Consider the following 13,331-nt stretch of genomic DNA (forward strand, 5'->3'; position numbering starts at 1 on the left):
CTTCGCAAAAGCAAAAATCGTCTTCGCAAGAATTCGCCAATTCAGCTCTTTTATTGAGCCAATGTATTGCGTAGATTGCGAAGTATCACACAAGGAGAGCTTTGCATGAACACGGTTGCCGTCCCCATCGCCCCCCGCGCCCCGGCCGACGTCCAGGCCCGGGCCCCGGGCTTCAAGCCCAAGAAATCCGTGGCCCTGTCCGGCGTCGCGGCCGGCAACACGGCGCTGTGCACCGTCGGCAGGAGCGGCAACGACCTGCGCTACCGCGGCTACGACATCCAGGACATTGCCGAGGCCTGCGAATTCGAGGAAATCGCCCATCTGCTGGTGCACGGCAAGCTGCCCACGCAAGGCGAACTCCAGGCCTACAAGGCCAGGCTCAAAGCCTTGCGCGGCCTGCCGCACAGCGTGAAGCTGGCGCTGGAGCAACTGCCCGCCGCCAGCCATCCCATGGACGTAATGCGCACCGGCGTCTCGGCCCTGGGCTGCGCCCTGCCCGAGAAGGACGACCACAGCCTGGCCGGCAGCCGCGACATCGCCGACCGCCTCATGGCCTCGCTCGGTTCCCTGCTGCTGTACTGGTACCACTTCAGCAACTCGGGGCGCCGCATCGCGGTGGAGACCGAGGACGACTCCATCGGCGGCCATTTCCTGCACCTGCTGCACGGCAAGGCGCCAGGCGCCAGCTGGGTGCGCGCCATGCACACATCTCTCAACCTCTATGCCGAACACGAATTCAACGCCTCCACCTTCGCGGCGCGCGTGGTGGCGGGCACGGGCAGCGACATGTACTCGGCCGTCACCGGCGCCATCGGCGCGCTGCGCGGCCCCAGGCATGGCGGCGCCAACGAGGCGGCCTTCGAGATCCAGCAGCGCTACGCCAGCCCCGACGAAGCCGAGGCCGACATCCGCCGCCGCGTGGAGGCCAAGGAAGTCGTGATCGGCTTCGGCCATCCGGTCTACACCGTGAGCGATCCGCGCAACGCGGTCATCAAGGGCGTGGCGCGGAGACTGTCGGAGCAAGCCGGCAACACCCGCATGTACGACATCGCGGCGCGCCTGGAATCGGTGATGCGGGAGGCCAGGAACATGTTCCCCAACCTCGACTGGTTCAGCGCCGTGAGCTACCACATGATGGGCGTGCCAACCGCCATGTTCACGCCGCTGTTCGTGATCGCGCGCACCAGCGGCTGGGCGGCCCACGTCATCGAGCAGCGCCAGGACAACAAGATCATCCGCCCCAGCGCCCACTATGTGGGTCCCGGCCCTCGGGCCTTCGTGCCCATCGCGCAGCGGGCCTGAGCGCCGGCGCGCGGCCCGGGCCCGGCGGCTGCCGGCTCGGTGGACGGAGGGCCGCCGAACCGAGCCGCGTCGGCGACAGGCCTGAGGAGTTCCGCATTGAAATACCGACGGGCCGGGCGTATACAGCTATTGCTTTGATAGGCCCGCAGATCCTGAAGCCCCCGGCAGCTGTCCACACGGCAACGGGCTGCGGCTTAGGCTCCCCCGACATCCCCCACGGAAGCACAACCCATGGCGCATCTCTCCCGTCGACAGCTCAATGCGGGCCTGGCCTCGCTGGCCCTGCCCTGGGCCGCCCAGGCCCAGGATAAGTTCCCGGCCAAGCCGATCAAGATCGTCTGCCCGTTCGCGCCGGGCGGCGGCTCGGACTTCATCGCGCGCGTGGCGGCCAGTGTGCTCAACGAGCGCCTGGGCCAGCCCGTCTACGTGGAAAACCGGCCCGGCGCGGGCGGCACGCTGGGCACCGAGTATGCGCTGCGCACCCCGCCGGACGGCCACACGCTGCTGCTGGTCGCGGGCAGCTACACGGTCAACCCTGCGCTGTATCCGCTGCGCTTCGACCCCGTGGCCGACATGACGCCCGTGGTGCAGCTGTCCCGGGGCGCCTACGTGGCCTGCATCCATCCCAGGCTGCCCGTGGCGAACCTGCGCGAGCTGCTGGCCTATGCACGCAAGGACCCCGGCAGGCTGACCTTTGCCTCGGCGGGCAACGGCAGCCATCTGCACATCGTGACCGAATACCTGTTCGGCATGGCCCGCGTCAAGGCCACGCACGTGCCCTACAAAGGCACGGGCCCGGCCGTGACCGACCTGCTGGCCGGCAACGTGGACATGCTGGTGGCCGGCACCGAGGCGCTGATGCCCCATGTCAAGGCCGGCAAGCTCAAGGCCCTGGCCGTGACCACGGCCCAGCGCCTGCCGGCCTATCCCGATATTCCTTCGGTGGCCGAAAGCGGTGGCCTGCCCGACTACGACGTGGTGGCCTGGCACGGCCTGATCGCGCCGCGCGGCCTGCCGCCCGGGATCCTGCAGGCGCTCAACGGCGCGCTCGATGCGGGGCTCAAGGCACCCGGCCTCGTGGCCCAGCTCGAGCCCACGGGCGTATCGCCCGCCGGCGGCAGCCCCGAGCAGTTCGGCGCGCTGATCAAGGCCGAGATACCCCGTTACCGCAAGGTCGTCCAGGACAACAACATACGCGCCCAATAAGCTCCAACGGCGGCCGGGCCATCGTCCGCGCCGCCTCTGCATCGGCTTGCCGATCCCGCCTTTCCGACCCGCTCCGACACCATGACATCGCCCTATCGCAAGCCCCTCGCCGGCACCCCGTTCCACTACCACGACGCGCAGGCCGCCGTCGAAGCCATCCGCCCCGGCGCCTGGGCCACGCTGCCCTATACGGCCCGCGTCCATGCCGAGAACCTGGTGCGCCGCTGCGACCCGGCCATGCTCGCCGAATGCCTCACGCAGATCGTGGAACGCAGGCGCGAGCGCGACTTTCCGTGGTTTCCGGCGCGCGTGGTCTGCCACGACATCCTGGGCCAGACGGCGCTGGTGGACCTGGCCGGCCTGCGCGACGCGATTGCGGCGCGGGGCGGCGATCCGGCCGCCGTGAACCCCGTGGTGCCCGTGCAACTCATCGTCGACCACTCCCTGGCCGTGGAATGCGGCGGCGACGATCCCGAGGCCTTTGCCAAGAACCGCGCCATCGAGGACCGGCGCAACGAGGACCGGTTCCACTTCATAGCCTGGTGCAAGCGCGCCTTCCGGAACGTGGAGGTGATACCGCCGGGCAACGGCATCATGCACCAGATCAATCTGGAGCGCATGAGCCCTGTGATCCACGCTATCAATGGTGAAGCATTTCCCGACACCTTGGTGGGCACGGACAGCCACACGCCCCATGTCGATGCGCTGGGCGTGATCGCCGTGGGCGTGGGCGGCCTGGAGGCCGAGAACGTGATGCTGGGCCGCGCCTCGTGGATGCGCCTGCCCGAGATCGTCGGGGTGCGGCTCACGGGCAAACGCCAGGCCGGCATCACGGCCACCGACATCGTGCTCACGCTCACGCAGTTCCTGCGTCGGCAGAAGGTGGTGGGCGCCTATCTGGAATTCCATGGCGAAGGCGCCAGGAGCCTGACCATCGGCGACCGCGCCACGATCTCCAACATGGCGCCCGAATACGGCGCCACGGCCGCCATGTTCGCCATCGACGAACAGACCATCGACTATCTTCGCCTCACCGGCCGCGACAGCGCCCAGGTGCAGCTGGTCGAAACCTATGCCAGGCAGGCCGGGCTGTGGGCCGATACGCTGGAGCAGGCCGAATACGAGCGCACGCTGACGTTCGACCTCTCCCGCGTGGAGCGCAGCATGGCCGGGCCGTCCAACCCACATGCGCGTGTGGCCACCAGCGAGCTGGCGGCCCGGGGCATTGCCGGCCCCTGGGTCCGGACGCCCGGCGCCATGCCCGACGGCGCCGTCATCATCGCGGCCATCACCAGCTGCACCAACACCAGCAATCCGCGCAACGTCATCGCCGCCGGCCTGCTGGCGCGCAATGCCAACCGCCTCGGCCTGGCGCGCAAGCCCTGGGTCAAGACCTCGCTCGCGCCCGGCTCCAAGGCCGTGGAGCTGTACCTGCGCGAAGCCGGCCTGAAGGCCGAACTGGAAAAGCTGGGCTTCGGCATCGTGGCCTTTGCCTGCACCACCTGCAACGGCATGAGCGGCGCGCTGGAGCCAGCCGTCCAGCGGGAGATCACGGAGCGCGGCCTCTACACCACGGCCGTGCTCTCGGGCAACCGCAACTTCGACGGGCGCATCCACCCGTATGCCAAACAGGCCTTCCTGGCCTCGCCGCCCCTGGTCGTGGCCTATGCGATTGCCGGCACCATACGCTTGGACATCGAAAACGATGTCCTGGGCATCCATGCGGGCAGGGAAATCCGCCTCAGGGACATCTGGCCCAGCGACGCGGAAATCGACGCCGTGGTGCAGCAGTCCGTGAAGCCCGGGCAGTTCCGCGCCGTGTACGAGCCCATGTTCGCCATCCGGGCCGACGGCGGCGCCAGCGCGCCTGCTCTGTACGGCTGGCGCCCCCAGTCCACCTATATCCGCCGCCCGCCCTATTGGGATACCGAGGGAGAAGGCGCGCTGGCAGGAGAGCGCACGCTCCAGGGCATGCGCCCCCTGGCCCTGCTGCCGGACAACATCACCACCGACCACCTCTCGCCGTCCAACGCCATCCTGCCGGACTCCGCCGCGGGCGAATACCTGGCCAGGATGGGCCTGCCCGAGGAGGATTTCAACTCCTACGCCACGCACCGCGGCGACCACCTCACGGCCCAGCGCGCCACCTTTGCCAACCCCACGCTGTTCAACGAGATGGTGAGAAATGCCGACGGCAGCGTGAAGCAAGGCTCGCTGGCCCGCGTCGAGCCCGAAGGCCGGGTCATGCGCATGTGGGAGGCCATCGAGACCTATATGCAGCGCAAGCAGCCGCTGATCATCATTGCCGGCGCCGACTACGGCCAGGGTTCCAGCCGCGACTGGGCCGCCAAGGGCGTGCGCCTGGCCGGCGTGGAAGCCATCGTCGCCGAAGGCTTCGAGCGCATCCACCGCACCAACCTGATCGGCATGGGCGTGCTGCCGCTGGAGTTCAGGCCGGGCACGGACCGCAAGACCCTGGGGCTGGACGGGACCGAGACCTATGACGTGATCGGCGAACGCCGGCCGCGCGCCGAACTGGCGCTGGTGATCCACCGCCGCGACGGCACCAGCGCCAGGGTGCCCGTGATCTGCCGCCTGGATACGGCGGAAGAAGTCTCGATTTACGATGCCGGCGGCGTGCTCCAGCGCTTTGCCCAGGATTTTTTAGCGTCAAATCAGGCGCACGCGCTTGCTTGAAAAGCACGACCAGCTATTCTTTTTGAAATGACTTCGCATCTTCCCCAAATCAAGATCCCGGCCACCTATATGCGCGGCGGCACCAGCAAAGGCGTGTTCTTCAAGCTGCAGGACCTGCCCGAATCGGCCCGGCAGCCCGGCCCCGTGCGCGACGCCATCTTTTTGCGCACCCTCGGCAGCCCCGACCCCTACGGCAAGCAGATCGACGGCATGGGCAATGCCTCGTCCAGCACCAGCAAGGGCGTCATCCTGAGCGCCAGCACGCGCGAAGGCCATGACGTGGACTACCTGTTCGGCCAGGTCTCCATCGACAAGCCCTTCGTGGACTGGAGCGGCAACTGCGGCAATCTCTCGTCCGCCGTGGGCCCCTGCGCCATCCACATGGGCCTGATCCCCGCCGAGCGCATTCCGCAGGACGGCGTGGTCACCATCCGCATCTGGCAGGCCAATATAGCCAAGACCATCATCAACCACGTCACCATCGCCGGCGGCCAGGTGCAGGAGACGGGCGACTTCGAGCTGGACGGCGTGACCTTCCCGGCCGCCGAGGTGCCGCTGGAATTCCTGGATCCGGCCGACGACGGCGAGGATGGGGGAGCGAAGTCGCCAGCGCCGGGCCGCCCCAAGGTGGCGAGCGTGGGGGCAGGCATCTTTCCGACGGGAAACCTGGTCGACAGGCTGGATGTCCCCGGCGTGGGCAGCTTCGCGGCGACCATGATCAATGCCGGTATTCCCACCATCTTCCTCAACGCCAAGGACCTGGGCTACACCGGCTGCGAGCTGCAGGATGCCATCAACGGCGACGCCGAGGCGCTGGCCCGATTCGAGACCATCCGCGCCCATGGTGCGCTGCGTATGGGCCTGATCCAGGATCTGGCCGAAGCTGCCACGCGCCAGCACACGCCCAAGATCGCCTTCGTGGCGCCGCCCGCCAGCTACACGGCATCGAGCGGCAAGAAGATCGCGGCCCGGGACATAGACCTCGTGGTGCGCGCCCTGTCCATGGGCAAGCTGCACCACGCCATGATGGGCACGGCGGCCGTGGCCATCGGCACGGCGGCGGCCATCCCCGGAACGCTGGTGAATCTGGCCGCCGGCGGCGGCGAGCGCAATGCGGTCCGCTTCGGTCATCCATCCGGCACGCTGCGCGTGGGTGCCGAAGCCCGGCTGGTGCAGGGCGAATGGGTGGTCACCAAGGCCCTGATGAGCCGCAGCGCGCGCATCCTGATGGAAGGCTGGATCCGCGTGCCGGGCGACGTGCTCGCGGCCAAATAAGGTTCCAGCCGGAAGCCGGGGCGCGGCTCACCCGGACCGGCCAGCCGCCAGGGCAGCAAGCGCCCGTGCCAGCGCATCGAATACCCGCCCGTCAGCGCATTGCGCCACATTGAAGCGCAGGAAGTCGCCGGCACTCTGGGACTGGCTGAAGACATTGCCCGGCGCCAGCACCACGCCGTCCTTCAGGCACAGCTGCGCGACGGCCTCGGCCTTCATGCCCTGCGGCAGCCGGCACCAGAGGAACATGCCGGCCTGGGGAACGATCCAGGGCTGGATGCCCATGGCCTCCAGCCTGGCCACCGTCGCGGCCATGGCATCGGCCAGCCGCAGCCGCACGGTTTCCATGTGCTTGCGGTAGCCGCTTTCGGTCAATACCATCCGCGCCATTTCGGCCGCCAGGCGCCCCCCGCCAAAGGCCGTCGCGATCTTCAGATCGACCAGGCTCTCGATCCAGTCGGCCCGCGCGGCGATATAGCCGCAGCGCAGCGAGGCCGAAACCGTCTTGGAGAAGCTGCCGACATGGATGACCCGCGAGAGCCCGTCCAGGGCCGCCAGCCTGGGGGCCGGGCTGTGCTCGAAGTCGGCGAAGATGTCGTCCTCGACGATCACCAGGCCCGAGCCTTCGGCAAGCTTGAGCAGCCGATGCGCCGTCGTCGCGGAAAGCACCGCGCCCGTCGGGTTGTGGATGCCTGAATTGGTGATGTAGACCCGGGGCGAATGCTGCTGCAAGGCCGCCCGGAACAGCTCCACGTCCGGCCCGGAAGGCGTGTACGGCACGCCCACCACGCGCACGCGGTGCGCCTTGAGCAAGGCATGGAAATTGAAGTAGCAGGGATCGTCGACCAGCACGGTGTCGCCCGGCTCCAGCAGAAAGCGGCAGACCAGATCGACCGCCTGTGTCCCCGATTCGGTGAGCATCAGTTGTTCGGGGTCGGCTGCCATGCCGTTTGCCCGCATGCGCAGCGCGAGCAGCCGGCGCAGTGCCGGATGGCCCAGCGGCGTGGCGTATTCGGCCAGCTCCAGCGCATCGCCTCGTGCCAGCGTGCGCAGCGCGCGGCGAATGCCGGCTTCATACAGCCATTGCGCGGGCAGCCAGCCGCAGCCCGGCTTGAGCACGCTGCCATCCGTCTCCAGCGACTGGCGCGAAACCCACAGCGGATCGACCTGCCTGTCGAGCTGGGGCCCGATCTGCGCCAGCGCCAGCGGAGCCGCCGGCCCCGCCACGTAAAAACCCGCGCCACGCCGGGAGGTCACCACCCCTTCGGCGGCCAGCCGCTCGTAGGCCTCCAGCACGGTGGACACCGAAAACCTCATGGCCTGCGCCTGCGCGCGCACGGAAGGCAGCCTTGTACCGGGCCCATAGCTGCGCGACGCGATCCTTGCGCGCACCTCGTCCATCACCGCGCCGATCCGGGTGCCGTTGCGCTGCATCCGCTTCTCCACTGTTGTTGACAAACATACATAACAGTTCTTTTGAATTGTATTGGATTGCCTATGGTGCGGCCGCGGCGGCCGATGCTCTACTGAGGCCCGTCCCACCAGGAGTCATCAATGGAAAAAATACCCAGCGGCTGGGTCAGCGGCCTGACAGGCGTCGCGATCTTCGCGGGCTCGCTGCCGGCCACCCGCATCGCGGTCGCAGATTTCAGCCCCATCTTTCTGACCGCCGCAAGAGCCGGCATTGCGGGCTTGCTGGGCCTGGCCCTGCTGCTGGCGCTGCGCCAGCCGCGGCCGGCGATCCGCGACATTCCCGCGCTGGCCGTCACCGCCGGCGGCGTGGTGATCGGCTTTCCGCTGCTGACGGCGCTGGCGCTGCAGCATGTCACCTCGGCCCACTCCATGGTCTTCACGGGGCTGCTGCCGTTGAGCACGGCCATCTTCGCGGTCTTTCGCGCGGGGGAGCGCCCCCGGCCGGCCTTCTGGCTGTTTTCCGTGGCGGGCGCGGCCCTGGTGGCGGGCTATGCCGCTGCAGGCGGCGGGCAAGCCTCGCTCGAAGGAGATGGGCTCATGCTGGGCGCCATCGCCGTGTGCGGCCTGGGCTATGCGGAAGGCGCACGCCTGTCGCGCACGCTGGGCGGCTGGCAGGTCATCAGCTGGGCCCTGGTGCTGTCGCTGCCTGCCATGCTGCCGCTTGCGCTGCTGACCGCCCCCGCGTCGTTCGCCCACGTGGGCGCACCGGCGTGGGCGGGGCTGGCCTATGTCTCGCTGTTCAGCATGCTGATCGGCTTCGTTTTCTGGTATCGCGGACTGGCATCGGGCGGCATCGCGGCCGTGGGGCAGCTGCAGCTGTTCCAGCCCTTCATGGGACTGGGGCTGGCCGCCCTGCTGCTCCATGAAACCGTGAGCTGGACGATGCTGGCCGTCACGCTGGCGGCAGTGCTCTGCGTGGCCGGAGCCAGAAAGTACGCGAATGCAAGCAGCCCCGCGCCTAAGCCGCGCCTTTCATGCGCCGCCACAAGGTCGCCCGGCTGATGCCCAGCAGCTCGCAGGCGCGGCCCTGGTCGCCGCCCACGCTCTCCAGCACCTCGCGCACGCGTTCGCGCTCGGCCTGTCGGCTGGCTTCGCGCAGGCGCGCCCTGCGGGCCGCGGTGGGTGCCGCCAGCGGCATCAGCGCCACGCATTCAGGGAAGATCTCCTGCAGCCGTGCGGCGTCCGGCATGCCGTCCGGCGTGCCGGCGTCCAGGTAGTGCCGGCAGGCCAGCAGGCGCTCCACCCAGTTGTCCAGCTCGCGCACATTGCCGGGCCAGGCATGAGCGGCCGCATGGGCCAGCACCGCATCGAGCAGCCGGGCCACCGGCGCATGGGGCGAGGCCGCCAGGGCATTCGCATCTCCCAGGCCCAGCCGCCGGGCCAGCATGGAGCGGGCCAGCTGCGCCACATCGGCCGCGCCGCGCATCTGCAGCGTGGGCGTGGCCAGGCGCAGCACGGCCAGGCGGTAATACAGGTCGCGGCGGAACTGGCCGCGTTCCACCTGGGCAGCCAGATCGGCATGGGTGGCGGCGATCACGCGCACGTCCACGGGGATCGGCGTGGTCGAGCCCACGCGCAGCACCTCGCGCTCCTGCAGCACGCGCAGCAGGCGCGACTGCAGGGCCAGCGGCATGTCGCCGATCTCGTCCAGGAACAGCGTGCCCGTATGGGCCGCCTCGATCAGGCCGGTCTTGCCGCCGCGGCGCGCGCCGGTGAAGGCGCCGTCCTCGTAGCCGAAGAGTTCGCTCTCAAGCAGGCTTTCGGACAGGGCCGCGCAGTTCACGGCCAGAAAGGGCTGGGCCGCGTGCCGGCTGGCCCGGTGTATGCCCTGGGCCACCAGTTCCTTGCCCGTGCCGCTCTCGCCCAGGATGAGCACCGTGGCATCGCTGGCAGCAAACTGGCGCGCCAGCTGGCGCACGCGCTGCGCGGCGGGGCTGCTGCCCAGGTAGTCCTCGATGCGCCAGCGCACGCCGGCGCCGCGCTGGCGCTGGTTGGCGCGCAGGCTGCGGTCGGCCCGTTGGATGACGGCCGGATCGCGGCAGACCAGCAGCGCCCCCGTCACCTGCCCGTTTTCCACGATGGGCGCGCGGCGCACGACCAGGGTGCGCGTGGCCAGCTGTACCACCTCCTCGCCGCCCTCTTCGCCGGCCAGGGCCCGGGCCATGTCCAGGGCGGGCGCCACGTCGCCGAGCAGCCGCCAGTGCAGCGCTTCCACGGGGGCGCCCAGCAGCGCGGCCATGCGCGGATTGAGCGCGCAGATGCGGCCGTGCTCGTCCACGGCCGCCACGCCGTCCTGCAGCTGGTGCAACACGGTTTCCAGCCGCTGGTGGCGGTCACGCTCGGCGCGGCGGTGGCGGGCCAGCAGCAGCGCGTCGCTGAGGGCCTGGCGCACCGAGGTATCGGAATACAGCAGCACACTGGCAATGCCGGCCTGCTCGGCCAGGTCCGCCACCAGCCCCGGCGCCACCACCGCACCCACGCGTCGGGCCTTGAGTTGCTGCACGCAGGCGGCGGCATCCTGCGGCCCCTGGTAGGCCACCTGCACCAGCCCCAGGCCGAACAGGCTGTCGAATTGGGCCACCACGGGCGAAGGCGCCTCGAAGCTGACCAGGCCTACATGGGGCGCTTCCTCGGTGGTCTGCAACCGGGCCTGCTTCAGCGCATGCAGCAGGTCCAGTCCGCGCACTTCCACCATGGCCACGGGCATGTCCACACGCTCGCGGATCCAGGCTCCGCTGGCACCCGCGCCCACCAGCGCGTCGATGGGCTGGCGCAGATGCAGGGCCTGCACCTGCGCCACGGCATCGTCGAACGAGGCCGCGACATGCGAAAAGCGCGCCTGCCCCGACCACAGCTGGGCTTGGCGCTGCAGCACCCGGCCGATACGGTAGCGGCCCACGGTCACGATATGGGGCAAATGCCGCGGCAGATCCTGCGGTGCCCGGCGCTCCGGTTCACGCAAAGCCTCAAGCACTTCAATTTCATTCATGCAACCGATTATTTCATTCCTGAAATACGGATGAATCACAAAACCGGATGCCTCTTCGCCACGCAGCGCAGGACCAGGCAAAATTTCTGAAATTTCAATCACTTAGAGAACCAAGGGTTTTCCCTTGAAAACATTGGCACAGCGCTTGCGCCACATGTCCTACGCATACCGATACGGATTCAAGGAGATCACCATGTTTGCAAACCGCCGCACCCTGCTGGCCAGCGCCGTCGCCCTGGCCGCCATCGCCCCCCTGGCCGGGGCACAGGCCGCAGATGCCTGGCCCACCCGACCCATCCGCCTGGTCGTACCGTTCTCCGCGGGCGGCGCCAACGACCTGCTGGCACGCGCCGCGGCCGAAGGCGCGTCCAAGGCCCTGGGCCAGCCCGTGGTGGTGGACAACAAGCCGGGCGCCGGCGCCGTGATCGGCACCGACATCGTGGCCAAGGCCCAGCCCGACGGCTACACCTTCCTGGTCAGCGCTGCGGGCGTGATCTCCAACAGCATGATCCGCAAGGTGCCCTACAAGGACGCCGACCTCACGCCCGTGGCCATGATCGGCCTGGCGCCGTCGGTGATCATCGTGCCGGCCAACTCGCCCTACAAGGACCTGAAGGACTTCGTGGCCCAGTCCAAGAAGGGCGCAGGCATCCACTTTGCGACGGCCGGCATCGGCAGCACGCCGCACTTCGTCGAAGGCATTCTTTCTTCCAAGTACGACGCCAAGCTGGATCTCGTGCCCTACAAGAGCGGCTCCGAATCGGTGACGGCCGTGCTGGGTAACCAGATCGAAGCCACCTCGGAAGCCAGCATCGTGGTCCTGCCCTATCTGAAGAGCGGCAAGCTCAAGGCCCTGGCCACGACCTGGACGCAGCGGATCTCCGCCTATCCCGAGCTGCCCACGGCCGGCGAGCAGGGCTTTGGCGAACTCAAGATCGCCCACTGGGCCGGCGTGCACGCACCGGCCGGCACGCCTGCCGCCATCCTCGACAAGATGGCCGCCGCCGTGGACAAGGCCATGAAGGACCCCGCCACCGTGGCGCGCCTGAAGGGCATGGGCATCGAGCCCGTGGGTGGCACCCGCGCCTCGTTCGTGAAATTCGTGGACGAGGAACGCAAGCGCCTGGGCGATGTGGTCAAGGCCACGGGCATGCGCGAGGACTGATGCCGCCGCTGCCAGGCACCTTGCAGGCGGCTGCAGTTTTGAGGCATTTCAGGCCTCCAATGCTTGATGCAAAAGCGCCAGCCGCTCTCATTTCCGAATCAACACCAACACGTATGACACATATTTCCCGCCGCCGAACCTTCCAGCTGGCCGCCCGGGCTGCCGCAGCCGCCGCGCTGCTGGGTTCCGGCTTCGGTGCCGCCGGCACCGCCATGGCCCAGGGCAGCGATGCCTGGCCCACCCGTACCGTCAAGCTGATCGTGCCCTACGCCGCCGGCGGCTATGCCGACACGCGCGCGCGCCTGATCGCCGAGCAGCTCGGCAAGGTGCTGGGCCAGCCCGTGATCATCGACAACCGCGGCGGCGCCGGCGGCGTGACGGGCACGGACGTGATCGCCAAGGCCACGGACGGCCACACCTTCGGCTTCGGCTCGCCCGCGCCCCTGGTGACCAATCCCATGCTGATGAAGAAGATGCCGTACGACGCGAAGACCGCGTTCAAGCCCATCATCCTCATCGAGCAGGCCCCGTTGTTCCTGACCACGGCGCCCAACCAGCCGTTCAAGAGCGTGCAGGAACTGGTCGCCTATGCCAAAAGCAATCCCGGCAAGCTCACTTACGGCTCCTCGGGCGTGGGCGGCGCCCACCACCTTTCGGGCGAGCTGCTGGCCTACCAGACCCACACCGAAATGACGCATGTGCCCTACAAGGGCGGCTCGCTCGCGGCCACCGACCTCATGGGCGGCCACCTGGCCTTCATGTTCGAGATGGGCTATTCGGCCCTGCCTTCGATCAAGGCCAAGAAGATCAACGCTCTGGCCGTCTCGAGCAAGAAGCGCCTGGCCGTGCTGCCCGACGTGCCCACGCTGGACGAGGCCGGCATCAAGGGCTTCGAGTCGTACAACTGGCTGGGCATGATCGCCCCCGCCAGCACGCCCGACGCCGTGGTCGCCAAGCTCAACCAGGCCGTGAACGAGGCGCTCAGGAACGACAAGGCACTGCGCCAGATGATCGAAGGCAGCGGCGGCCTCATCGCGGGCGGCACGCCCGAGGCCTACGGCAAGTTCATCGAAGCCGAGCGCGCCAAGTGGGGGCCGGTGATCAAGAACGCCAATATCTCCCTCGACTAACCCCCTGAGCGGCCTTGCCGCTTCCCCCTGAAAGGGGGACGACGGCCTTTGCTGCGGGACGGCGGGCCCGCCTGGGCCCTTGCTGGCCGTCCTCGGA

9 protein-coding genes are annotated in these 13,331 nt (G+C 68.6%); 7 read left to right on the forward strand and 2 right to left on the reverse strand.

The window, feature by feature from the left end; all coding sequences use genetic code 11:
- Window positions 1-105: 105 nt before the first annotated feature.
- From prpC to prpF, 4 genes are all read left to right on the forward strand, one after another.
- Window positions 106-1,302: a bifunctional 2-methylcitrate synthase/citrate synthase gene (gene prpC, locus Cte04_RS00070; RefSeq protein WP_066469747.1), complete on the forward strand. Its 1,197-nt coding sequence runs from the start codon at window positions 106-108 to the stop codon at window positions 1,300-1,302.
- A gap of 231 nt (window positions 1,303-1,533) precedes the next feature.
- A complete protein-coding gene (locus tag Cte04_RS00075; protein WP_066469749.1) occupies window positions 1,534-2,508 on the forward strand; it encodes a Bug family tripartite tricarboxylate transporter substrate binding protein in 975 nt (324 codons plus the stop codon).
- A gap of 81 nt (window positions 2,509-2,589) precedes the next feature.
- Window positions 2,590-5,205 carry a Fe/S-dependent 2-methylisocitrate dehydratase AcnD gene (gene acnD, locus Cte04_RS00080; RefSeq protein WP_066469754.1) on the forward strand — a complete coding sequence of 872 codons (2,616 nt, stop codon included), beginning with the start codon at window positions 2,590-2,592 and terminating at the stop codon, window positions 5,203-5,205.
- Between the two features lie 27 nt (window positions 5,206-5,232).
- Window positions 5,233-6,480, forward strand: coding sequence for a 2-methylaconitate cis-trans isomerase PrpF (prpF, locus tag Cte04_RS00085; RefSeq protein ID WP_066469757.1), 1,248 nt, complete (start codon window positions 5,233-5,235; stop codon window positions 6,478-6,480).
- A gap of 27 nt (window positions 6,481-6,507) precedes the next feature.
- Here the strand turns inward: prpF and Cte04_RS00090 are convergent, their stop codons facing one another.
- A complete protein-coding gene (locus Cte04_RS00090) occupies window positions 6,508-7,911 on the reverse strand; it encodes an aminotransferase-like domain-containing protein (RefSeq protein WP_066469759.1) in 1,404 nt (467 codons plus the stop codon).
- A 120-nt stretch (window positions 7,912-8,031) separates the two neighbouring features.
- On the opposite strand from Cte04_RS00090, the gene Cte04_RS00095 reads away from it, so the two are divergent.
- On the forward strand, window positions 8,032-8,952 hold the full coding sequence (locus Cte04_RS00095; protein ID WP_083526410.1) for a DMT family transporter: 921 nt from the start codon (window positions 8,032-8,034) through the stop codon (window positions 8,950-8,952).
- On the opposite strand, the gene prpR is transcribed toward Cte04_RS00095, so the two are convergent.
- Window positions 8,909-10,939 carry a propionate catabolism operon regulatory protein PrpR gene (prpR, locus tag Cte04_RS00100; RefSeq protein WP_066469766.1) on the reverse strand — a complete coding sequence of 677 codons (2,031 nt, stop codon included), beginning with the start codon at window positions 10,937-10,939 and terminating at the stop codon, window positions 8,909-8,911. The genes Cte04_RS00095 and prpR overlap by 44 nt on opposite strands.
- Window positions 10,940-11,132: 193 nt before the next feature.
- On the opposite strand from prpR, the gene Cte04_RS00105 reads away from it, so the two are divergent.
- Complete coding sequence (locus tag Cte04_RS00105; RefSeq protein WP_066471667.1) at window positions 11,133-12,104, forward strand: Bug family tripartite tricarboxylate transporter substrate binding protein; 972 nt, start codon at window positions 11,133-11,135, stop codon at window positions 12,102-12,104.
- A 113-nt stretch (window positions 12,105-12,217) separates the two neighbouring features.
- Window positions 12,218-13,234, forward strand: a complete 1,017-nt coding sequence (locus Cte04_RS00110; RefSeq protein ID WP_066469768.1) for a Bug family tripartite tricarboxylate transporter substrate binding protein — start codon at window positions 12,218-12,220, stop codon at window positions 13,232-13,234.
- Window positions 13,235-13,331: the final 97 nt, after the last annotated feature.

The sequence above is a fragment of the Comamonas terrae genome (assembly GCF_001544075.1).
Lineage (GTDB): Bacteria > Pseudomonadota > Gammaproteobacteria > Burkholderiales > Burkholderiaceae_C > Comamonas > Comamonas terrae.

Coding starts and splice junctions, on each gene's coding strand:
- prpC (WP_066469747.1), top strand. CDS start 106: ATGAACACGGTTGCCGTCCCCATCGCCCCCCGCGCCCCGGCCGACGTC.
- Cte04_RS00075 (WP_066469749.1), top strand. CDS start 1,534: ATGGCGCATCTCTCCCGTCGACAGCTCAATGCGGGCCTGGCCTCGCTG.
- acnD (WP_066469754.1), top strand. CDS start 2,590: ATGACATCGCCCTATCGCAAGCCCCTCGCCGGCACCCCGTTCCACTAC.
- prpF (WP_066469757.1), top strand. CDS start 5,233: ATGACTTCGCATCTTCCCCAAATCAAGATCCCGGCCACCTATATGCGC.
- Cte04_RS00090 (WP_066469759.1), bottom strand. CDS start 7,911: ATGCAGCGCAACGGCACCCGGATCGGCGCGGTGATGGACGAGGTGCGC.
- Cte04_RS00095 (WP_083526410.1), top strand. CDS start 8,032: ATGGAAAAAATACCCAGCGGCTGGGTCAGCGGCCTGACAGGCGTCGCG.
- prpR (WP_066469766.1), bottom strand. CDS start 10,939: ATGAATGAAATTGAAGTGCTTGAGGCTTTGCGTGAACCGGAGCGCCGG.
- Cte04_RS00105 (WP_066471667.1), top strand. CDS start 11,133: ATGTTTGCAAACCGCCGCACCCTGCTGGCCAGCGCCGTCGCCCTGGCC.
- Cte04_RS00110 (WP_066469768.1), top strand. CDS start 12,218: ATGACACATATTTCCCGCCGCCGAACCTTCCAGCTGGCCGCCCGGGCT.